This is a genomic window from Thermomonas sp., from assembly GCF_035369645.1.
In the GTDB taxonomy this organism is placed as follows: Bacteria; Pseudomonadota; Gammaproteobacteria; order Xanthomonadales; family Xanthomonadaceae; genus Thermomonas.
This window is the reverse complement of sequence record NZ_DAOOUM010000009.1, coordinates 37,371-57,569: the sequence shown is the minus strand read 5'-3', so window position 1 is coordinate 57,569 and position 20,199 is coordinate 37,371. Positions and strand designations below refer to the sequence as shown.

The window sequence follows — 20,199 nt, the reverse complement described above, 5'->3', positions numbered from 1 at the left end:
GCCTCCCATCGGTAGGCGGGGCGAAATTCTAGGATGGTGACCGCTTCGCCATCCGGCGAGAGCGCCGCCCGCACAAAGACGGCAACGCCATTGCACACGCGGGCAACGGCCATCTGTGCATCCCTATTGCGAAATTTCCAAGCGTGCGCCGCATGTAGTGCGGTGTGGGCGTCCCGGAAATCAAGGCGATAGCGCGCCAGATTGGTTGCGCGCTGCTGTTCGTCCCATAGGTAAATCATGGCGTTTAGCGTATATGTAAAAACGCCGCGATGTAATGCCTAGCCTTACATTCGCCAGTGCTGGCCGAATCTGCGCCATGGGCTTTTCATGGTTGCAAGCGCAACGCCAGCGGTTCCCGGCAAGCGCCTACCAACCCGCTGCCGAGTCCAGACCATGATGCCGACCCCCACCATGACCCATACCCATACTGGCACCGCCCAAGGTGCGCCGGCGCCCAATCGACTGTTACGCATTGGCGAGGTGACCCACCAAACTGGCGTATCCCGTTCGCAAATTTACCGGCTGATTGCTGCCGGCAAGTTCCCGCGTTCGGTGCAATTGATTGGGCGCGGCACCGTGTGGCCAGAATCCGAAGTGCAAGCATGGATTGCCTGCCGCATCGCCGCTGCCAAGGCAGCTTAACCCATGGGTCGGCCTGCCACCCCTGATGCTGCAAAAAATCGGGCATTCCCAGGTATGAATTGCCCGCATTGCGGTTGTCCTGGCGCTGGGCGCAATAGCTTTGCCATGACGGACACCTATCGGGAAATCATCTATCAGTGCCGCAACCCTGAATGTAGTTTTTCATGGGTAGCCGGGCTTGAGGCAATCCGCGCGTTAAGCCCCAGCGGCACCCCAAACCCCGCCGTAAAAATACCGTCCGGGCACGCCTACATCACACGCAGGAAATTCAATGCCAACCCTGCACGTTGATGGCCGTGCCACCCAATGAAATGCCGATAAAACAACCATGCCCGCTTTGGGCAACCAATTAACCGACTACTGACCGGAGCTAATGACAATGAACAAGAAATGGATAGGTGTTGATTTTGATGGAACGCTGGCGTATTCCACCGCACCCGGAAAAATGGGGAAGGCTGTACCGGCCATGCTGCAAAAGGTGAAGGACACCATAAAAGACGGCACCGAAGTACGCATTTTTACGGTACGCGCAAGCACCGCCGCCGGCATTTCCGACGTGCGCGATTGGTTGAAGTTAAACGGCCTTGACGGCCTGCAAATCACCAATGTGAAAGATGCCGACATGGTGGAATTGTGGGATGACCGCGCCCGCCGTGTGGTGAAAGACAAGGGCGAGTTTTGCGCGGGCTGTGCGGCGCAAAAATTCAATTCCGCTGCGGTGCAATTAACCGACTGCTGACATGCCCGCATCTACTGCCATGCGCTGCCAACCCGTACCGCTATTTGCGCGTGACTCACGCGGCGCGTGGCAGAATTTCGCGTTCAATCGTTTTGCGCGCGGACATTTCAGCGATGCGCAAATCGAATGCAACTTGCAGATTCATCCAGCTTTGCGCATCGCCACCGAAGTAACGCGCAAGCCGCAGTGCGGTATCAGGTGTGACGGCGCGACGTTCGCGCACAATGTCATAAATGCGCGGAGCCGGTACGCGGAGAGCTGTTGCCAGCGCGTGCGCTGTCATGCCGATGGGCGCAAGGAAATCCTCGCGCAACACTTCGCCGGGGTGAATGGGGCGCATGCCGTTTTTCATGGCGTGTATCCTTCAATCGCTGCCGTCCATACCGAGGCCAGCAAGACCGCCCCACCAACCCACACCGGGCGATTTACGCCGGCTTTGGGCTATGGCTATGCCGCTGCCAATTCGTTAGACAACGCCGGGTGCGCCGTGAGTAGGCGCAGCAAGCAAAGCACTGCACCCGGCGGCACGAACCGGCCTTGTTCCCAATCCCGTAGCGTTGCCGCAGGTGTGCCGATGCGTGCGGCAAAGTCGGCTTGTGACATCCCCAGTTTTGCCCGCGTGCTACGCACCAACAACTGCTCTGCCGTAGTCACGCGGCCTGTCAGTGTGGCCGCATCGCGTAAGGCTTGCCGCAACTCTGGCAAGCCTTCGCCCGCATCCAATTCAATTGCGTTTGCGATTTTTTCAATGTCCATGATGTGCCCTTGCAATGTCGCCATTAGAAACGTTTTCACGCTCGCCTTTGGCGTAGATCATGACCAACAATAACGCATCATCGGCGGCAAAATTAAAGTAGATCACCCGCACGCCGCCACGTTTACCGGTGCCCGGAAGCACCCAGCGGACTTTACGTGCACCATCCGCGCCGGGGATTACGTCCCCAGCGTCGGGGTTTGCTGCCAACCAAGCAAGAAAATCGAGCCGTTGCTCATCTGTCCAGAGTTTTGCGGCTTGCCGTTGGAACAACGGGGTTTCTATGGTTGTCCGCATGATGCGGATATTACGGGATTCCCGTATTCCGTCAACCCCCGCAATACCCACCATTTCATGCGGGTTTCCGAGCACCCGTCAGCAAATTTCAGCAGAAAACTTGCTGTTGCGCGACCACAAAAAAACCCGCCATTTCTGGCGGGTTTTTTGTGACACACAGGGTGAATGCGGGATTAGACCTGCATCGCCTTGGCGACTTCAGCTGCGTAGTCTTCCACCACTTTTTCGATGCCTTCACCGACCACCAAGCGCTGAAAGCCGATCACGTCGGCACCGGCCGCCTTGACCACGGCTTCGACCGTCTTGTCGCCGTCCAGCACGTAGGGCTGGCCGTACAAGGTCACTTCGTTGACGATCTTGGCCAGCTTGCCGCTGATGATTTTTTCCAGGATGTCGGCCGGCTTGGCCTTGTCCTTTTCGCTCATCTTGGCCAGCTCGATTTCCTTTTCCTTGGCGATGAACTCAGCCGGCACATCGGCAGCCTTGTTGTGCGGCGGGTTCATGGCGGCCACGTGCATGGCCAAGCCGCGAGCGAGATCGGCGTCGCCACCGGCCAGTTCGACCAGCACGCCGATCTTGCCGCCGTGGACGTACGCGGCCACGTGGTTATTGGTGTTCACGTGCACCAAACGACGCACTTGGATGTTTTCGCCGAGCTTGGCAATCGCGGCGGCGCGGGCTTCTTCGACGGTCTCGCCGGAAGCCAGCTTCGCGGTTTTCAGCATCTCGACGTCGGTGCTGCCCGAGGCCAGCGCAGCGGCAGCGATGGCTTCGCACAGGTCAACGAAGTTGCCGTCTTTGGCCACGAAGTCGGTTTCGGAATTGATTTCCACCAACACAGCCTTGCCGCCAGCTTGGGCAGCGGCGACACGGCCTTCTGCAGCGACGCGGCTGGCTTTCTTATCCGCCTTGGCCAAGCCCGACTTGCGCAGGGCTTCGGCGGCGGCGTCGATGTCGCCATTGGTTTCGGAGAGTGCTTTTTTGCACTCCATCATGCCGGCGCCAGTGCGCTCGCGCAGTTCCTTCACGAGGGAAGCGGTGATTTCAGCCATTGAGATTTACCTCTTGATGTATGTGGACGTCATCCCCGCGCAGGCGGGGATCCAGCTATTGATCCGCGGAGGAAACGCTGGATTCCCGCTTGTGCAGGAATTGACGAGCAAATGCGAAGCCGTGGCCGCACAGGATTGCGCGGCCACGTGCTGGGGCGATTACTCGCCCTTCTTGGCGTTGCGGCGAACCGGCTTGGCGGCTTCTTCGCCTTCCACCACAGCGGCGAAGTCTTCTTCGCGCACGTTGGCGGCGTTCGGCGCGGCGGCCTTGCCTTCCAGCACCGCGTCGGCGGCGGCACGGGCGTACAGCTGCACGGCGCGGATGGCGTCGTCGTTGCCGGGGATGGCGTAGTCCACCAGTTCCGGGTTGTAGTTGGTATCGACCACCGCGATCACCGGGATGCCAAGCTTCTTGGCTTCCTTGATGGCGATGTCTTCATGGCCAATGTCGATCACGAAGATGGCGTCGGGCAGGCGGTTCATTTCCTTGATGCCGCCCAGCGAGGCTTCCAGCTTGTCGCGCTCGCGGCGCAGGCCCATCACTTCGTGCTTGACCAGCTTCTGGAAAGTGCCGTCGGTTTCCGCGGCTTCCAGCTCCTTCAGGCGGGCGACTGACTTCTTCACGGTGGCGAAGTTGGTCAGGGTGCCGCCCAGCCAACGCTGGTTCATGAACGGCATGCCGCAACGCTCGGCTTCTTCCTTGATCGGCTCACGCGCGCTGCGCTTGGTGCCTAGGAACAAGATGATGCCGCGCTTTTGGGCCACGCCGGAGATGAAATTCATCGCGTCGTTGAACAGCGGGACGGTTTTTTCGAGGTTGATGATGTGAATCTTGCCGCGGGCACCGAAGATGTACGGGCCCATCTTGGGGTTCCAGTAGCGGGTCTGATGACCGAAATGGACGCCGGCTTCCAGCATCTGACGCATGGTGATCTGGGGCATTGCAAAAACTCCTGAATATGGAACCCGCGCCGGGGAAATGAAGGCGCCGTGCCGTGTCTATGAGGACTGGCACTGGATTCCGGGGTTGGGCCTCCCTGTCGTCACCGCTTCCGAACCCGCTTGCGCGGGCACCCCGGAGCGGGGATTGCCGACAGGTGTGGATTTCGACGATTTGCCGCCCGTCGTGGCGGTGAATCCTCGGGATTATCGCATGGCAGGCAGGCAGGCGCAAATGGCCGGGTGTGCAGCAACCACCCGGTGGCAGGATGCGTGATAATGCGCAAATGACTATCAATCTAAAGACGCCGGCCGAAATCGAGAAGATGCGCATCGCAGGCCGTTTGGCCGCCGAAGTGCTGCAAGTGGTTGCCCCATTCGTCAAACCGGGCGTCACCACCGAAGAACTCGACCGCATCTGCCATGACCATATCGTCAATGTGCAGGGTGCAATCCCGGCCAACGTGGGCTATCGCGGCTTTCCCAAGACCGTGTGCACGTCGGTCAATAACGTGATCTGCCACGGCATTCCCAGCGAGGCCAAGGTGCTGCGCGATGGCGATATCGTCAATATCGACGTGACCGTCATCAAGGACGGCTGGCATGGCGATACCAGCCGCATGTACTACGTGGGCACGCCGTCGGTGATGGCCAGGCGCTTGGTGGATGTCACGCGCGAGGCGATGTTTCGCGGCATCCGCGCCGTGCGCCCCGGGGCCACCTTAGGCGATGTGGGGCACGCCATCCAGAGCTATGTTGAGGCCGAGCGCTTTTCGGTGGTGCGCGAATATTGCGGCCATGGCATCGGCAAGGTGTATCACGATGAGCCGCAGGTGCTGCATTATGGCCGCCCCAACGAGGGCGTGGTGTTGCAAGAAGGCATGACCTTCACCATCGAGCCGATGATCAACGAAGGTACGCGCCACACCCGCCTGCTGCCGGATGGTTGGACAGTGGTCACCAAGGACCGCAAGCTGTCGGCGCAGTGGGAGCACACCGTGGTGGTGACTCGCGATGGGGTGGAAATCCTGACCCGCTTGCCGGGTGACGACAACGAGTTGTGAGTGCGTCCGCCCAAGTGTTGACCGCGCCGCAAGACGACCCTGCGTGGTCGGCGGCAGCGCGTACAGCGTTGGCACAGGTGGATGCCAAATTGGCGCGCCGGTTTGATGCGGGCACATCTGCAGATCACCTGATCGCACTGCGCGCGCGCGCGGTGGATGTGCAAGTGCGTGCGGCGTGGCAGCGCTGTGTGGTGGATGCGCAGCTGCCATTGGCCTTGTTTGCCGTGGGCGGCTATGGCCGTGGCGAATTGTTTCCGTATTCTGATATCGACCTATTGGTGTTGGCGCAGCCAGATGCGCAGCAGCAGGGGGAAGCCGCACTGGCGCGCTTCAATACCTTGTTGTGGGATGCCGGCTTGCAGGCCAGCATGGCGGTGCGTTCGGGGCAAGAGTGCACTGACGCTGCGGCCGATATCACGGTGCTGACGGCACTGATTGAAGCGCGGCCATTGTGTGCCGATGCGATGGATGCCACACGTTTGGCCGACGCCATTGCACCGTCGCGGGTCTGGCCGCCGGTGCAATTTTTTGCAGAAAAATGCGAAGAACAACGGCGGCGACACGCGCGCTTTGGGGATACCTCCGACAATCTTGAACCCAATCTCAAAGAAGGCCCGGGTGGCCTACGTGATTTGCACATGCTGGGCTGGTTGGCGCTGCGTAGCTTTGGTGTGCGCAGGCTGGATCAGATCATCGAGCTGAACCAATTGGGCAGCGACGAGGCCGCCGCATTGGCGCGCGAGCGGCGCGCGTTGTGCCGGTTTCGCTATGGCTTGCATCTGGTGGCGGGGCGGCGCGAAGAACGCTTGCGGTTTGATTATCAAAAACCACTGGCGGCGCGCTTGGGCGAGCAAGATGACGCCGACGCACTTGGCGTCGAAAAAATGATGCAGTGCTTTTATCGCAGTGCAGCCATCGTGCGACGGGTCAGCGAGCGTTTGTTGCAGCGGTTTGAAGAGCACTTTGCTGGCAGCGTGCCACCGCAGCCGTTAGACACCCACTTCGAGCAACGCGGCGATTATCTTGCCGTGCAAACACCCGGCTGGTTGGAAGCCGACCCCGCGCATGTATTTGCCTTGTTTGCGGCCTGGGCCAATGCCCCGGCACTGCGTGGCCTGCATTCGCAAACGGCACGCGAACTTGCCCTGAGCTTGCCCTTGGTTCCCGCTTATGACGCGGCATCGGATGCGATGCGCGATGCCTTCTTGCAACTGCTACGCGGCCCGCAAGCGGTAGCCACGCTGGAACGCATGGCCAGGCTGGGCGTGTTGGGGCGCTGGATTCCAGCATTTCAGCGGGTTTCCGGGCGGATGCAGTTCGACTTATTCCATGTATTTACCGTGGACCAACACACGCTGGCAGTGCTGCGTAATTTGGCCAGTTTCAGCAGTGGCGAGGCCGATCCACGGTTTGCGATTGCGCATTTGGTCTGGCCTTCGCTGCGGAAGCCAGAATTGTTGTTGCTGGCGGGCCTGTTTCACGATATTGGCAAAGGCCGCGGGGGGGATCATTCCGAATTGGGCGCGGTAGATGCACGACTGTTTTGTGAAGTGCACGGCGTGTCGGAGGCCGACACCGCCTTGGTGGAATGGCTGGTGCGTAAGCATTTGCTGATGTCGATCACCGCGCAAAAACAAGACATCACCGACCCGGATGTCATTCATCGGTTTGCCGAAGTCGTGGCCGATCGTCAGCGTTTGGATTATCTGTACCTGCTCACCTGCGCCGACATCGCCGGTACTTCGCCCAAGTTGTGGAATGGCTGGAAAGATCGTCTATTGGCGGATTTGCACACCGCTACGCGGCTGGCATTGCGGCGTGGTTTGGGGCAGCCGGTGGCGGCGGAAGAGCGTATTTCCGAAAACCGTGAAGCGGCGCGTGCGATGCTGCTTGCCGAAGGGCATACCGATGCGGCGATTGCTGCGATGTTTGCGCGCATGCCCAGCGAAAACTTTCTACGCAGCCGGCCCGACCAAATTGCATGGCAGGCGGCTTCGCTGCACATGGCGGCGGTGGGTGAAGCGGTGGTGGCATCGCGGGCGATGACCGAGCGTGGTGGCTTGGAAGTGCTGGTGCATATGCCCGACCAAGACGGACTGTTTGCCGCCATCGTGATGGCGCTGGATCGGCTGGGTATGAGTGTGCAGCAAGCGCGCGTGCTGGATGCCCCGGGGGGGGCCATTCACGACACCTTCCACGTCTTGCCAACCGATACGCGACAAGCGATTGAGCCGGCGCGGATAGCCAATGCCTTGGCACACGCGCTGGCGGGAGATGTGGGCAGGATGTTGCCGGCACGGCGCAGCCAACCGCGCCATCTCAAGCATTTCAAAGTGGCACCGCAGTTAGATTTTATCGACATCGCCGGTGGCACCCGCATTGGCTTGGTCTGTACCGACCGCCCCGGGTTGCTGGCCGATGTAGCGCGTGTACTGCGCGAGCAACACTTGCGTGTGCATGATGCACGCATCGCCACCTTCGGCGCACGCGCCGAAGACTTGCTGCTGGTCAGCGACGAACACAATCACCCCCTTTCGCCAGAACGTTGTGATGCACTTCGCGTTGCCTTGCTGGCGGTTCTTGATGGAGAAACTGCATGAGTTCGCCCCACATCGACAGCCTTCGCAGCACTTTGGAAGATGCGTGGGAGCGCCGCACTGATTTATCGGCCGACGAGATCGCCAGCCGCGTGCGCCCGGCAGTGGATCAGGCCATTTCCGGTTTGGAGCAAGGTGTGCTGCGGGTGGCCGAGCCCGACGGCAAGGGTGGCTGGCAGGTCAATCAATGGTTGAAAAAAGCGGTGCTGCTGTATTTCCGCACGCAAGAAATGGGCGTCATCGATGCCGCGCCAGCACCGTTCTGGGACAAGGTGCCGTCACGCTTTGCCGGCTTCGATGAAGCCGCTTTCCGTGCTGCGGGCGTGCGCGTGGTGCCGGGCGCGGTGGTGCGTGCGGGCAGTCATATCGGCAAAGACGTGGTGCTGATGCCGAGTTTCGTCAACATCGGCGCCTTCGTGGGCGAAGGCACGATGGTGGATACCTGGGCCACGGTGGGCAGTTGCGCGCAGATCGGCAAGGGTTGCCATTTGTCCGGCGGCGTCGGCATTGGTGGCGTGCTCGAGCCGCTGCAAGCCGGCCCCACCATCATCGAGGATCATTGCTTCATCGGTGCGCGCTCGGAAGTGGTGGAAGGCTTTGTGGTGGGCCATCACAGCGTGGTTGGCATGGGCGTGTTCCTCGGCCAGAGCACGCGCGTTTACAACCGCATGACCGGCGAAGTGAGCTACGGCAGCGTGCCGCCGTACAGCGTGGTGGTGTCGGGTTCGTTGCCGGCGGCCGATGGCAGCCATTCGCTGTATTGCGCGGTGATCGTCAAGCAGGTGGACGAAAAAACCCGTAGCAAGACCAGCGTCAACGAGTTGCTGCGCGGGTTGGCGGATTGATCTTTACCCGTATCGCGAAGCTGGCCGGCATGCAGTTTCCGCGCCACGCCGTGAATACGTTCTTGTAGGCTCATCGGCGACATCCCTGTCGCCGATGGTCGCGGAACCCGCATGCCGGCCATCTCCATGGAGTTTCTCGCATGACCACGTTGTACGGACTCAAGGGCTGCGACACCTGCAAGAAAGCACAAAACTGGCTTAAACGTTTTGGCGTGGAATACACCTTCGTGGATTACCGTGACCAGCCGCAGTCGCCGGAAACCTTGCTGGCATGGAAAGACGCGGCGGGTGGTTGGGATGCGCTGATCAACAAATCCTCGACGACCTGGCGTGAACTTGCGCCGCAGCGCAAAAACCCGGGCAGCGATGCCGAATGGAAATTGTTGCTGCGCGAATATCCGCAATTGATCCGGCGGCCCGTGGTGGTGTTGGCTGATGGCCGCGTGGCGCAAGGATTCAGTGACAATGGCTTCAAGAAATTGTTCGGGGTCGGCGCATGAATGACGTGTTGCAACTGACATGCGAGTTGATCGCGCGTCCCTCGATTACACCGGACGATGCCGGTTGCCAGCCATTGATCGCGCAGCGCTTGCAAGCGGTGGGGTTTTCCATCGAATCCTTGCGCTTTGGCGAGGTGGACAATTTTTGGGCCACCCACGGCAGCGGCGACGGCCCGGTGCTGGTGTTGCTGGGGCATACCGATGTGGTGCCGCCGGGCCCGCGTGAGGCGTGGGCCAGCGATCCCTTCACCGCCGAGATTCGCGACGGCGTGTTGTACGGGCGCGGTGCGGCCGATATGAAGGGCAGCGTGGCGGCGTTCGTGATCGCGCTGGAACGCTTTGTGGCCGCGCATCCGCAACACGCCGGCACGGTGGCGTTGCTGTTGACCTCGGATGAAGAAGGCGACGCCATCGACGGCGTGCGCAAGGTGGCCGAGGTGTTTCGCGCACGCGGCCAGCGCATCGATTGGTGCATCACCGGCGAGCCATCATCGAAAGCTGTACTGGGGGATTTGCTGCGCGTTGGCCGGCGCGGCAGTTTGTCGGCAACGCTCACCGTGCGCGGCGTGCAGGGACATGTGGCGTATCCCGACAAGGCGCGCAACCCCATCCACCAAGCGGCCCCGGCATTGGCGGCATTGGCGGCGCGGCAGTGGGATCAAGGCTACGAAAGCTTCCCGCCCACATCACTGCAAATCAGCAATATTCACGCCGGCACCGGTGCCAATAATGTGATCCCCGGCGAGCTGCAAGTCTTATTCAATCTGCGCTACAACCCGCATTGGACAGCGGAAAAGCTGGCATCCGAATGTGAAGCGCTGTTGCGCAAATACGAGCTTGAATTCGACATCCGCTGGCATCGCAGCGGCGAACCGTTTTACACGCCAGAAGGCCCGTTGCGCGCGGCGGCACGGCAGGTGCTGGCCCAATTTTCTGGCGCGATGCCCGAAGAAAGCACCGGCGGCGGCACCTCGGATGCCCGCTTCATCGCGCCGCTGGGCGCGCAGTGCATTGAAGTTGGCCCGGTCAATGCCAGCATCCATCAAGTGAATGAGCAGGTACGGGTGGGGGATTTGCAGCAGTTGCCGGCGTTGTATTTGCAATTGATGGAGACGTTGTTAGTGGGTTGATCAGCGCGTTGCCGGCAGTAACGTCAACGTGTATTTCACCGGCCCCGGCAGGAACGGTGTGGGGTTGCCCTCCACCCATGCGGCGTGGCCTGCGCCCCAGAACGGAGACAGCGGGTGGCCGCTTTGGCCGCCGGGCATTTCGATGATGCCGTCTTGCTCATGACCGGGGGACACCACCATACGTTCCGATGCACCAAACGCGGGGCCGACCACGCGCGGCATATTGCCATCGCCGGCTAACGCTTGTGCCGGCATGCATAGCCAGTGCTTGCCAAACAACGGAATGGCTTTGGCCAGAGGGTGACAGATCGCCGCTGTATTGCGTTCGCCCCAGGTGCGTTGTTGCAGTGGGCCTTGCGTGGTGAGCTTGCCTTGCACTTCGTGTGCGGCATCTTCAAACAAGGCATCCCAATTGGCGTAGCGGCGCGGTAGTAAATGCTCTGGGCGTTGGGTCACCAGTGGCCAGACCACGCCTTCCAGTTGCGGCAGATCCGGTTTTTTAAAATTACTGCCCAGTGCGACGCGGGCAGGTGCAAGCAGGCCATCGGCAATGCGTGCGGTGACGGCCAGCCGCCAGTCGCGCACGATGCGGTAGCTCACCGATGCGGGACTGGCACGGCCCTCCCACTGGCTGGCAGCAGAGGCAAGTGCGTGCAGCGCAGGTGTGTTGGCGGCGTTGGCGCGCGTTTGTAACAGCTGTTGCCAAGGGCTGAGGAAAACAGCACGGTCATCCAATTGCACGGCCAACAAATCGCGTTCACTAAAACGCTGCTTGCGCAGTAAGTCATCACGAATTTGCGCGGCACGTGCACCCAAGACGTAACCACCATCGCCCGCCGTGGCCAACGTTGGGCCATCCACCACGCGCGCATTGGCGGTCCATAGACGTGGGAATTCGGGTGAGCGCAGAACCGGATTGTTGCGGGTGGAAATGGCCCACGGCGGGCAATCGGCATGCTGGGCATCGATCACCAATGCGGCATTTGGACAAGACGCGGCACGTTGCGGAATCGGCCCCAGCAATCGCCATGCGATCTGGCCTTGGGTGTCGGCAATCACCACGTTCTGCGTGGGCAGGGCGATGTCCTGCGCCAAGCGCATCGCATCGTCCACGTCTTTCGCGGTCGCCAATCGGGTGAGCCCCAGATTGACTGCCCCCGGCAAGTGCGCCGCCCAGCGCAGGCTCAGCACGCGGCCATCGGCTTGATGCTGCACGACAGGGCCCCATGCGGATTCTTCTCCCTGCAAGGTGACCGGCTTGGTGTGGGCGATCTCGATGCGTTCAGTGAATGCACGCAGCGGCGAACAACCCGATGTGACGGCACTGGTGCAGGGGGTTTCCAACTTCCAATCCTGTGTGTCGATATAGCTATTGGTAAAGCCCCACGCTACATGCCCATTGCTGCCAGCCACCACCAAGGGCAGGCCGGGCAGGGTGAACCCTTGCACATCCACCTTGCCGCCGGGCGCGGCGGGATCGGGGTAGCGCAGGCGCGCACGAAACCAGATATTGGGTGCGCGCAGGGTCAGGTGCATATCATCGGCCACGATGGCGCGCCCATCGGCAGTCAGGCTGGCGGCCACCGCAAAATTATTGCTGCCGGGGGCGTGCCTGGCATCCGCGGTGACTGTGTCCACGGGATCGCCGGGAAGGGTGCGCAAATTCACCTGCTCAGCACCGGGTAGCACCGCATCGCCACGCGCGGTGCCTTGCAGCGGCGCATCCCAACGTGTGCCATCGCGGGTCAGCAGGGCATACAGCGCCGGCGGCAGATGCGGGCGTATTCGCCACAGTGCAAGTTCACTTGTGTTCTCGCCACCTTGTAGGTCGAAATACATGGCGAATGCTGCCAGTGGTGTGTCCTCTGCACGCCACGGTTGCGGCGCTTCCCGCAGCAATAAATACGGCCATGGGCGTGCATGCAGCGCGTTCAAACCGGCATTGACGCCAGCCACATAGGCATCCAGTTGCGGGCGTTTTTCACCGGCAATCTGCGGCAATTGTTGTTGCACCCGCGCGCGCAGGCGATGCAGGCGGTGTTGTTTATCCACATCCAATGCAATCGCGCCAAACAAGGCTGACAGTTCGCCAGCAGCGCTACGGCGCATCAAATCCATTTCGAAAAAGCGCTCCTGTGCATGCACATACCCGAGTGCACGCAGGGCGTCGGATGCGTTTTGCGCGTCGATGGTGACGGTGCCGTTGGCATCACGGGTGATGGTGGTGGCGGCATTCAAGCCGGGCAATGTGGCCTGCCCTTCCAAGTTGGGCAAGCTGCTGCGCAGTAGCCAATAACCCGTGATGGATGCGGCCACTGCCAGCATGACCAGTGCAATCAATCCGCGCTTGAGCCATCGACGCATCGTGCTACCTACCTTGCCTAGCATTGCCGTTGCATAAGAAATCGTTACTTGCATACCGCTGGGGCTTCGTGCACGATCGGTACATGTCCTTCGCCCTTGCCAACAGTAACAATAATTGCAACCGCAATAATCGCGGCATGCGACAGCGTGCGCGGCAGCGGGCCCGCGCATAGGCAAGGCAAGACAGCCAACCTCACCAAGCCCGCCCCCCAAAGGCGGGCTTTTTGTTTTTTAGCCCTCCACAAAAAGGAAAGTTTCATGTGTTCGATCTACGGCATCTTTGGCCTGCAACCGGGTGATGACTTACAGGCCCTGCGCCGGCAAGCGTTGGAGCAATCGCAACGGCAGCGCCATCGCGGCCCGGATTGGAGTGGTGTGTATGTGGATGCCGGCGCGATTTTGGTGCATGAGCGTCTAGCCATTGTGGACCCGGCTGGCGGCTCGCAACCGTTGCTATCTGACGATGGCGAGCTGGCGCTGGCAGTCAATGGCGAGATCTACAACCATATGCAGCTGAAGCACGAATTGCAGCAGGCCTACGCCTTCCAGACCGGCTCGGATTGCGAAGTGATCAACGCGCTGTATCGGGAAGAGACGCCAAGCAGTTTTCTCAATCGGTTGAATGGCATCTTTGCGTTCGCGTTATGGGACAAGGCAAAGCGCCGCGTGATCATCGCCCGCGACCCGATCGGGGTGGTGCCGCTGTACTGGGGGCATGACAAGCAAGGCCGGCTATGCGTGGCATCCGAGATGAAATCCTTGGCCGACACCTGCGCCGATGTGGCGCAGTTCCCACCCGGCCATTGGTATGACAGCAGCAGCGATACGCTGACGAAATACTACGCGCGTCCGTGGCGCGACTACGACGCCGTGCAAGATGTGGCTGTGGACGCGCAAACCTTGCGCGAGGCCTTTGAAGCGGCAGTGCATCGGCAGTTGATGACCGACGTGCCCTATGGCGTGCTGCTGTCCGGTGGCTTGGATTCGTCATTGGTGGCCGCAGTAGCCGCACGTTATGCGCGCCATCGCATCGAAGATGGCGACAAAACCGAAGCATGGTGGCCACGCCTGCACAGTTTTGCGATTGGCCTGAAAGGCTCGCCGGACCTGGCTGCGGCAAAAGTGGCCGCAGAGATGCTGGGCACCGTTCACCACGGGTTTGAGTACACCTTCGAAGAAGGGCTGGACGCGCTGCCGGAAGTCATCCGCCATATCGAAACCTACGATGTGACGACCATTCGGGCATCGACGCCGATGTTTTTGTTGGCGCGGCGGATCAAGGCAATGGGGGTGAAGATGGTGCTGTCGGGCGAAGGTAGCGATGAGATTTTTGGCGGTTATTTGTACTTCCACAAAGCCCCCAATGCGCGCGAGTTTCATCAAGAGCTCATTCGCAAAATCGACGCGCTGTACAACTACGACTGCTTGCGCGCCAACAAATCGATGATGGCTTGGGGCGTGGAGCCACGCGTGCCATTTTTGGATCGCGAATTTTTGGATGTGGCGATGCGCATGGATGCCAAATTCAAAATGATCCACAAAGATAGTGATGGCCCGCAACGGATGGAAAAAGGCGTGCTGCGCGCGGCCTTCGAAGGCTATCTACCTAACGATATTTTGTGGCGGCAAAAAGAACAATTCAGCGATGGCGTGGGCTATGGTTGGATCGACGGGCTCAAGGCGCATGCCGAGGCGCAGGTCTCCGACCGCGAATTGGCCGCCGCCGATAAACGCTTCCCGCACAACCCGCCGCAAACCAAGGAAGCGTATTTTTATCGCAGCCTGTTTGCGCAGTTCTATCCCAGCCAGGCCGCGGCCGAAACCGTGCCGGGGGGCAAGTCGATTGCGTGTTCTTCGCCTGCTGCGATTGCATGGGATGCCAGTTTCGCCACGATGGCCGACCCCTCCGGGCGCGCGGTGGCGGGCGTGCACGCGCAAGCGGTGGCGGCGGTGTAGGCCAGCGGTCTGGCAAAGCGCACGCAGGGGGCGTGTGCTGGGTGTGTGAAAGGCGGCGATCTTACGTGTTGGGGCGTTGACAGATAAGTAAGTTAGTAGTATTACTACTAACCATGAAGCTCACCGACACCCAACACGCCATCCACGCCTTCCTGGCCGAGCGCATCGAAGCCGACGGTTTTGCGCCGTCGCAGGCAGAAATCGCCCGCGCCTTTGGCTTCAAAGGCGTGCGCGCCGCCCAATACCATCTGGAAGCACTAGAGGTGGCCGGTATTCTTGAGCGCAGCCCCGGCCGCGCCCGCAGCCTGCGTTTGCTGCAATTGCCGGGCGGCCCCAAGCAGCTTGCCCTGCCGGCCAATGACGACACCCTGCTGTTGCCGGTGTTGGGGCAAGTGGCAGCCGGCGTGCCCATCGGTGCCGATATCGGTAGCGAGCAAGTGGTGTTGATGGATCGTGCCCTGTTCACGCCAACGCCCGACTATCTTCTGAAAGTAAAAGGCGATTCGATGCGGGATGAAGGCATCTTCGATGGCGATCTGATTGGCGTGCATCGCACCAATGAGGCGCGCAACGGGCAAGTGGTGATCGCCCGCATCGACGATGAAATCACGGTCAAATTGCTGCGAATGGGGCAGGGCAAAATTCGCCTGCTACCCCGCAATCCCGATTTTGCGCCCATTGAACTCAAGCCGGGGCAAGACTTCGCCATCGAGGGTCTGTATTGCGGTCTGGTGCGGCCCAATGCGTGACCTGGGCTTAAGTCTGGCGGGTTTGCAAGGGCAATTCCGACATCAGATGCGGTATTTCCCGATCGCTTGCCGTCATGCAACGTGCGAATTTTTAAATCGGGCATCCGCTGTCGCAGCCTATGCGACAGCGGATGCCTAAGCTGATCCCATTCCAGAACATCACCGACTTGAGGAGCACCACGATGGACGAGAACAAAAAGCGCGCGCTTGCCGCGGCCCTGGGCCAGATCGAGCGCCAGTTCGGCAAAGGCTCGGTGATGCGCATGGGCGACCGTACCGTCGAGGCGGTTGAAACCATTGGCACCGGCTCGCTAATGCTGGATATCGCATTGGGTATTGGCGGTTTGCCCAAGGGTCGGGTGGTGGAAATCTACGGGCCGGAATCCTCCGGCAAAACCACCTTGACCTTGCAAACGATTGCCGAATGCCAGAAAGCTGGCGGCACTTGCGCCTTTATCGATGCCGAGCACGCGCTGGATCCGGTTTACGCGCAGAAATTGGGGGTGAACCTGGATGATCTGTTGTTGTCGCAGCCGGATACCGGCGAGCAAGCATTGGAAATCGCTGACATGCTGGTGCGTTCCAATGCGGTGGATATGGTGGTCGTTGATTCGGTGGCAGCATTGACTCCCAAGGCCGAGATCGAAGGTGAGATGGGTGATCAATTGCCCGGCCTGCAAGCGCGCCTAATGAGCCAAGCGCTGCGCAAGCTGACCGGTAATATCAAGCGCAGCAATTGCATGGTGATCTTCATCAATCAGCTGCGGCAAAAAATCGGCATCATGATGCCGGGGCAAAGCAATGAAGTGACCACTGGCGGCAACGCGCTGAAGTTCTACGCCTCGGTGCGGTTGGATATCCGTCGCATCGGATCGATCAAAAAAGGCGATGAAATCATCGGTAACCAAACCCGCATCAAAGTGGTCAAGAACAAGCTGGCACCACCGTTCAAACAGGTGATTACCGAAATTCTTTATGGTGAAGGTATCAGCCGCGAAGGCGAGCTGATCGACATGGGCGTCGATGCCAAATTGGTGGAAAAGGCCGGCGCTTGGTACAGCTGTGACGGTGAACGTATTGGCCAAGGCAAAGAAAATGCGCGCCAATACTTGAAAGAAAATCCGGCGATGGCGCAGAAGCTGGAAGCTGCATTGCGCGAAAAATTCGTACCGGAAGAAGCGGCGCGCGACGAAGGCGAGGCTAGCGACGAATGACGGTACAGGGCGGCGATGACGGTGCATTCACCTCGTCAATGGGGCAACGCCGTCGTCGCCCGGAGCCTTCACCCACCCAGCGCGCGCTGGAATTATTGACCCGACGTGAGCATTCCCAGCAAGAGCTGGCACGCAAGCTGGCGCAGCGCGGGGTTGCGGCGGATGTCGCGCAAACCGTGATCGGCCAGCTGCACGATGCGGGTTGGCAAAGCAACGACCGCTTTGCTGAAGTACTGTTGCGCAGTCGCGCGGCTAATGGCTATGGACCGGCGTATATCCGCGCCGAGCTGGCGAGCCACGGGCTCAGCCGCGAGGCGATCAGTAGCACGATGGATGGGTTTGACGGGGACTGGGTTGAAAACGCCCGCGATCTGCTGCGCCGTCGCCACCCGCAGGCACTCACGGGTGACCTTGCAGCGCGGCGCAAGGCCGCAGATGCCCTTTTACGGCGGGGATTTGCGATGGACTGCATCCGCACAGCGATGACACCGGATGCGGCGTGATGCGCGGGGTGAGTGGAATCAGCAGCCAACTGGGCCGTGAAGCAGGCCTGCTCCCTGTAAACTGGCGGGATTGGGTTGCCAACTCGGTTCCGTACCCGCATCGTGCAGGGTTCGCGGGCGTAGCGCTGCCCGTCACCCCACGATGCCCGCATGACTATGACCGCCACCAGCTCGCCAACCAAATCCACCTCTGACATCCGCCGCGACTTCCTCGACTTCTTCGCTTCCAAGGGCCATACCATCGTGCCGTCGGCACCGCTGGTGCCGGGCAATGACCCCACCTTGCTGTTCACCAACTCCGGCATGGTGCAGTTCAAGGACGTGTTCCTGGGCGCGGAAAAGCGCAGCTATGTGCGCGCCGCCGATGTACAGCGCTGCCTGCGCGCCGGTGGCAAGCACAACGATCTGGACTCGGTGGGCTACACCGCGCGCCACCACACCTTCTTCGAAATGCTGGGCAACTGGTCGTTTGGTGACTATTTCAAGAAGGAAGCCATCGGCTGGGCGTGGGAGTTGCTGACCGAGGTCTGGAAACTGCCCAAGGATCGCCTGCTGGCCACCGTCTATTACACCGATGACGAGGCTTACGACATCTGGCTGAATCAGATTGGCCTGCCGCCGGAACGCATCATCCGCATCGGTGACAACAAGGGTGCACCGTTTGCCTCCGACAACTTCTGGCAGATGGCCGATACCGGCCCCTGCGGCCCATGCTCGGAAATTTTCTACGACCACGGCCCGGATCATTTCGGTGGCCCGCCCGGTTCGCCCGATGAAGACGGCGATCGCTTTATCGAAATCTGGAACAACGTGTTCATGCAGTTCGACCGTGCAGCTGACGGCACCCTGACGCCGCTGCCTGCGCCCTGCGTGGACACCGGCATGGGCCTGGAGCGCATCACCGCGATCTTGCAGCATGTGCATTCCAATTACGAGATCGACCTATTCCAGGCGCTGATCCAGCATGCTGCCGAACTCACGGGCACCGCCGATCTAGAAAACAAATCCCTGCGCGTGATTGCCGACCACATCCGCGCTTGCGCTTTCCTGATTGTTGATGGTGTGCTGCCGTCGAATGAAGGCCGCGGCTATGTGCTGCGCCGGATCATTCGTCGTGCGCTGCGCCACGGCTGGATGCTGGGCGTTCGGCAGCCGTTTTTCCACAAACTGGTGGCCACCCTCGATGCGCTGATGGGCGAGGCGTACCCTATTTTGCGCGAAGGCCGCGCCACCGCCGAGCGTGCGCTGAAAGCCGAGGAAGAACGCTTCGCCGAAACGCTGGATTCGGGCATGAAGATTTTCGAAGACGTGGCTGGTCGCGTCAGCGATCACGTCATCCCCGGTGGCGATGCGTTCCGCCTGTACGACACCTACGGCTTCCCGCTGGATCTCACCCAAGACATGGCGCGCGAACGCGGGATGACGGTGGATGTGGCGGGCTTTGATGCGGCGATGGCGCAGCAAAAACAAACCGCGCGCGCGGCCGGCAAATTTGGCGGCGGCGTGCAGTTGCCGGCGGATGTGGTGGCCACGCTGATGCCCACAAAGTTCCTTGGGTATGAATCACTGAACGCAGAGGGTGCGCAGGTGCTGGCCTTGCTCAAGGACGGCAAGCCGGTCGCTGCCATTGATGTCGGCGATGCTGCCATCGTCATTCTCTCTGCCACGCCGTTCTATGCCGAATCCGGCGGCCAGGTGGGGGATACCGGGCAGTTGACGGCGACCGGTATGCGATTCGATGTGCAGGACACACTGAAATTGGCCGGCCAGTTCCATGGTCATCGCGGCGTGCTTGTGGCGGGGTCGCTGAAATTGGGCGATACCCTAGCCGCAGCGGTGGATACGGATCGCCGTGCCGCCACCGTCATCAATCACAGCGCCACCCACTTGTTGCACGCCGCGCTGCGCAGCGTGCTGGGTACCCACGTGCAGCAGAAGGGCTCGCTGGTGGCGCCGGATCGTCTGCGTTTCGATTTCTCGCATTTCCAGCCGATGACTGCGGCGGAGCTGGCCGAGGTCGAACGCCGTGTCAATGCCGAAGTGCGCGCCAATCACGTCGGCGAAGTCCGCCACATGGCGATGCAGGACGCGCTGGATTTCGGTGCGATGGCCTTGTTCGGCGAGAAGTACGGCGAAGAAGTGCGGGTGCTGCGGTTTGGCCCCACCTCCACCGAACTGTGCGGCGGCACCCACGCCAGCCGCACCGGTGACATTGGCTTGTTCAAACTGGTCAGCGAAGGCGGTGTGTCCGCCGGTGTGCGCCGGATCGAGGCAGTCACCGGGCAGGGCGCGCTGGACTTCGTCAATGAAGAAGAACAGCGCCTGCACGAACTCGCGCAGCTGCTTGGCGGCAACGGCAACGAAGTAACGGTCAAGTTGCACGGTCTGCTGGATCGGCAAAAAAAGCTGGAGCGCGAGCTGGAGGCGCTGAAGGCCAAGGCGGCTTCCAATGCCACCGGTGACCTCGCCGCGCAGGCGCAAGACGTGGGGGGTATCAAGGTGCTGGCGGCGCGCTTGGAAGGCTTCGATGCCAAGACCCTGCGCGACGCGCTGGATCGTTTGAAGCAGGAGTTGGGCGACGCGGTGATCGTGCTGGCCGGCGTGGAAAGCGGCAAAGCCGCGCTGGTGGCGGGTGTCGGCGGCGCGGCGCTGGGCAAGATCAAAGCCGGAGATCTGCTGGGCGATGTCGCCCGTCAGGTTAATGGCAAGGGCGGTGGCCGTCCGGATATGGCCCAGGGCGGCGGTGAAGATGGCCCCGGCTTGGTGACAGCATTGGCCAATGTGGTGGCGTGGGTGCAGCAGCGCGTTTGAGACGTTGACAATTTGTGATCCGCTGCTGATTGCAGCATGCGGA

General features: G+C 60.8%; 22 protein-coding genes. 14 read left to right on the top strand and 8 right to left on the bottom strand.

Annotated features, from left to right (window positions below; translation table 11 throughout):
• A partial coding sequence (locus PK789_RS03200) for a hypothetical protein (protein WP_324306968.1) occupies nucleotides 1-239 on the bottom strand: 239 nt, incomplete at its 3' end.
• Nucleotides 240-411: 172 nt separating this feature from the next.
• Between PK789_RS03200 and PK789_RS03195 the strand changes: the two genes are divergently transcribed.
• The 3 genes from PK789_RS03195 (at nucleotide 412) to PK789_RS03190 (ending at nucleotide 1,381) form a co-directional block, all read left to right on the top strand.
• Complete coding sequence (locus PK789_RS03195; RefSeq protein ID WP_324306966.1) at nucleotides 412-642, top strand: helix-turn-helix transcriptional regulator; 231 nt, start codon at nucleotides 412-414, stop codon at nucleotides 640-642.
• Nucleotides 643-645: 3 nt separating this feature from the next.
• The gene (locus tag PK789_RS11655) at nucleotides 646-933 is read left to right on the top strand and encodes an Ogr/Delta-like zinc finger protein (protein WP_503011880.1); all 288 of its coding nucleotides are present in this window, start codon (nucleotides 646-648) and stop codon (nucleotides 931-933) included.
• Between the two features lie 88 nt (nucleotides 934-1,021).
• Nucleotides 1,022-1,381, top strand: coding sequence for a hypothetical protein (locus tag PK789_RS03190; protein ID WP_324306964.1), 360 nt, complete (start codon nucleotides 1,022-1,024; stop codon nucleotides 1,379-1,381).
• Nucleotides 1,382-1,436: 55 nt separating this feature from the next.
• Here PK789_RS03190 and PK789_RS03185 read toward each other — a convergent pair whose 3' ends face one another.
• The 5 genes from PK789_RS03185 to rpsB form a co-directional block, all read right to left on the bottom strand.
• On the bottom strand, nucleotides 1,437-1,733 hold the full coding sequence (locus PK789_RS03185; protein ID WP_324306962.1) for a HigA family addiction module antitoxin: 297 nt from the start codon (nucleotides 1,731-1,733) through the stop codon (nucleotides 1,437-1,439).
• A 95-nt stretch (nucleotides 1,734-1,828) separates the two neighbouring features.
• On the bottom strand, nucleotides 1,829-2,137 hold the full coding sequence (locus PK789_RS03180) for a helix-turn-helix domain-containing protein (RefSeq protein ID WP_324306961.1): 309 nt from the start codon (nucleotides 2,135-2,137) through the stop codon (nucleotides 1,829-1,831).
• Entirely contained in the window at nucleotides 2,127-2,486 is a 360-nt protein-coding gene (locus tag PK789_RS03175) for a transcriptional regulator (RefSeq protein WP_324306960.1), read from the bottom strand. Before PK789_RS03175 ends, PK789_RS03180 begins: the two co-directional genes overlap by 11 nt.
• 119 nt (nucleotides 2,487-2,605) lie before the next feature.
• Nucleotides 2,606-3,484, bottom strand: a complete 879-nt coding sequence (gene tsf / locus PK789_RS03170) for a translation elongation factor Ts (RefSeq protein ID WP_324306959.1) — start codon at nucleotides 3,482-3,484, stop codon at nucleotides 2,606-2,608.
• Between the two features lie 159 nt (nucleotides 3,485-3,643).
• Entirely contained in the window at nucleotides 3,644-4,426 is a 783-nt protein-coding gene (gene rpsB, locus PK789_RS03165) for a 30S ribosomal protein S2 (RefSeq protein WP_324306958.1), read from the bottom strand.
• On the opposite strand from rpsB, the gene PK789_RS03160 reads away from it, so the two are divergent.
• The 6 genes from PK789_RS03160 (at nucleotide 4,410) to dapE (ending at nucleotide 10,559) form a co-directional block, all read left to right on the top strand.
• On the top strand, nucleotides 4,410-4,700 hold the full coding sequence (locus PK789_RS03160; RefSeq protein WP_324306957.1) for a hypothetical protein: 291 nt from the start codon (nucleotides 4,410-4,412) through the stop codon (nucleotides 4,698-4,700). The two genes, rpsB and PK789_RS03160, sit on opposite strands and share 17 nt — an antisense overlap.
• Nucleotides 4,701-4,710: 10 nt before the next feature.
• Nucleotides 4,711-5,487 (top strand): type I methionyl aminopeptidase, encoded by a 777-nt coding sequence (gene map / locus PK789_RS03155; protein ID WP_324306956.1) that lies wholly within the window; start codon nucleotides 4,711-4,713, stop codon nucleotides 5,485-5,487.
• A complete protein-coding gene (gene glnD / locus PK789_RS03150; protein ID WP_324306954.1) occupies nucleotides 5,484-8,087 on the top strand; it encodes a [protein-PII] uridylyltransferase in 2,604 nt (867 codons plus the stop codon). Before map ends, glnD begins: the two co-directional genes overlap by 4 nt.
• Nucleotides 8,084-8,929, top strand: a complete 846-nt coding sequence (gene dapD / locus PK789_RS03145) for a 2,3,4,5-tetrahydropyridine-2,6-dicarboxylate N-succinyltransferase (RefSeq protein ID WP_503011879.1) — start codon at nucleotides 8,084-8,086, stop codon at nucleotides 8,927-8,929. The genes glnD and dapD overlap by 4 nt, the downstream gene beginning before the upstream one ends.
• 140 nt (nucleotides 8,930-9,069) lie before the next feature.
• A complete protein-coding gene (locus PK789_RS03140; RefSeq protein ID WP_324306952.1) occupies nucleotides 9,070-9,429 on the top strand; it encodes a Spx/MgsR family RNA polymerase-binding regulatory protein in 360 nt (119 codons plus the stop codon).
• The gene (gene dapE / locus PK789_RS03135; protein ID WP_324306951.1) at nucleotides 9,426-10,559 is read left to right on the top strand and encodes a succinyl-diaminopimelate desuccinylase; all 1,134 of its coding nucleotides are present in this window, start codon (nucleotides 9,426-9,428) and stop codon (nucleotides 10,557-10,559) included. Before PK789_RS03140 ends, dapE begins: the two co-directional genes overlap by 4 nt.
• Here the strand turns inward: dapE and PK789_RS03130 are convergent, their stop codons facing one another.
• Both PK789_RS03130 and PK789_RS03125 read right to left on the bottom strand, forming a co-directional pair.
• Nucleotides 10,560-12,923, bottom strand: a complete 2,364-nt coding sequence (locus tag PK789_RS03130) for a penicillin acylase family protein (RefSeq protein WP_324306950.1) — start codon at nucleotides 12,921-12,923, stop codon at nucleotides 10,560-10,562.
• Nucleotides 12,924-12,967: 44 nt separating this feature from the next.
• Nucleotides 12,968-13,183 (bottom strand): hypothetical protein, encoded by a 216-nt coding sequence (locus tag PK789_RS03125; RefSeq protein WP_324306949.1) that lies wholly within the window; start codon nucleotides 13,181-13,183, stop codon nucleotides 12,968-12,970.
• Between PK789_RS03125 and asnB the strand changes: the two genes are divergently transcribed.
• The 5 genes from asnB to alaS all read left to right on the top strand — a co-directional run bounded on the left by asnB (nucleotide 13,182) and on the right by alaS (nucleotide 20,156).
• A complete protein-coding gene (asnB, locus tag PK789_RS03120; protein WP_324306947.1) occupies nucleotides 13,182-14,879 on the top strand; it encodes an asparagine synthase B in 1,698 nt (565 codons plus the stop codon). The genes PK789_RS03125 and asnB overlap by 2 nt on opposite strands.
• Nucleotides 14,880-14,992: 113 nt before the next feature.
• On the top strand, nucleotides 14,993-15,628 hold the full coding sequence (gene lexA / locus PK789_RS03115; protein WP_324306945.1) for a transcriptional repressor LexA: 636 nt from the start codon (nucleotides 14,993-14,995) through the stop codon (nucleotides 15,626-15,628).
• 182 nt (nucleotides 15,629-15,810) lie between these two features.
• Nucleotides 15,811-16,842, top strand: coding sequence for a recombinase RecA (recA, locus tag PK789_RS03110; RefSeq protein WP_324306944.1), 1,032 nt, complete (start codon nucleotides 15,811-15,813; stop codon nucleotides 16,840-16,842).
• Nucleotides 16,839-17,345, top strand: a complete 507-nt coding sequence (locus PK789_RS03105; RefSeq protein ID WP_324306943.1) for a regulatory protein RecX — start codon at nucleotides 16,839-16,841, stop codon at nucleotides 17,343-17,345. The genes recA and PK789_RS03105 overlap by 4 nt, the downstream gene beginning before the upstream one ends.
• Nucleotides 17,346-17,501: 156 nt before the next feature.
• Nucleotides 17,502-20,156 (top strand): alanine--tRNA ligase, encoded by a 2,655-nt coding sequence (gene alaS / locus PK789_RS03100; protein ID WP_324306972.1) that lies wholly within the window; start codon nucleotides 17,502-17,504, stop codon nucleotides 20,154-20,156.
• The last annotated feature ends 43 nt before the right edge of the window (nucleotides 20,157-20,199 follow it).

Coding starts and splice junctions, on each gene's coding strand:
- dapE (WP_324306951.1), top strand. CDS start 9,426: ATGAATGACGTGTTGCAACTGACATGCGAGTTGATCGCGCGTCCCTCG.
- PK789_RS03130 (WP_324306950.1), bottom strand. CDS start 12,923: ATGCGTCGATGGCTCAAGCGCGGATTGATTGCACTGGTCATGCTGGCA.
- PK789_RS03175 (WP_324306960.1), bottom strand. CDS start 2,486: ATGGTGGGTATTGCGGGGGTTGACGGAATACGGGAATCCCGTAATATC.
- PK789_RS03140 (WP_324306952.1), top strand. CDS start 9,070: ATGACCACGTTGTACGGACTCAAGGGCTGCGACACCTGCAAGAAAGCA.
- PK789_RS03190 (WP_324306964.1), top strand. CDS start 1,022: ATGAACAAGAAATGGATAGGTGTTGATTTTGATGGAACGCTGGCGTAT.
- recA (WP_324306944.1), top strand. CDS start 15,811: ATGGACGAGAACAAAAAGCGCGCGCTTGCCGCGGCCCTGGGCCAGATC.
- alaS (WP_324306972.1), top strand. CDS start 17,502: ATGACCGCCACCAGCTCGCCAACCAAATCCACCTCTGACATCCGCCGC.
- PK789_RS03160 (WP_324306957.1), top strand. CDS start 4,410: ATGGTGATCTGGGGCATTGCAAAAACTCCTGAATATGGAACCCGCGCC.
- rpsB (WP_324306958.1), bottom strand. CDS start 4,426: ATGCCCCAGATCACCATGCGTCAGATGCTGGAAGCCGGCGTCCATTTC.
- PK789_RS03185 (WP_324306962.1), bottom strand. CDS start 1,733: ATGAAAAACGGCATGCGCCCCATTCACCCCGGCGAAGTGTTGCGCGAG.
- PK789_RS03105 (WP_324306943.1), top strand. CDS start 16,839: ATGACGGTACAGGGCGGCGATGACGGTGCATTCACCTCGTCAATGGGG.
- asnB (WP_324306947.1), top strand. CDS start 13,182: ATGTGTTCGATCTACGGCATCTTTGGCCTGCAACCGGGTGATGACTTA.
- map (WP_324306956.1), top strand. CDS start 4,711: ATGACTATCAATCTAAAGACGCCGGCCGAAATCGAGAAGATGCGCATC.
- lexA (WP_324306945.1), top strand. CDS start 14,993: ATGAAGCTCACCGACACCCAACACGCCATCCACGCCTTCCTGGCCGAG.
- PK789_RS03180 (WP_324306961.1), bottom strand. CDS start 2,137: ATGGACATTGAAAAAATCGCAAACGCAATTGAATTGGATGCGGGCGAA.
- dapD (WP_503011879.1), top strand. CDS start 8,084: ATGAGTTCGCCCCACATCGACAGCCTTCGCAGCACTTTGGAAGATGCG.
- PK789_RS11655 (WP_503011880.1), top strand. CDS start 646: ATGGGTCGGCCTGCCACCCCTGATGCTGCAAAAAATCGGGCATTCCCA.
- PK789_RS03125 (WP_324306949.1), bottom strand. CDS start 13,183: ATGAAACTTTCCTTTTTGTGGAGGGCTAAAAAACAAAAAGCCCGCCTT.
- PK789_RS03195 (WP_324306966.1), top strand. CDS start 412: ATGACCCATACCCATACTGGCACCGCCCAAGGTGCGCCGGCGCCCAAT.
- tsf (WP_324306959.1), bottom strand. CDS start 3,484: ATGGCTGAAATCACCGCTTCCCTCGTGAAGGAACTGCGCGAGCGCACT.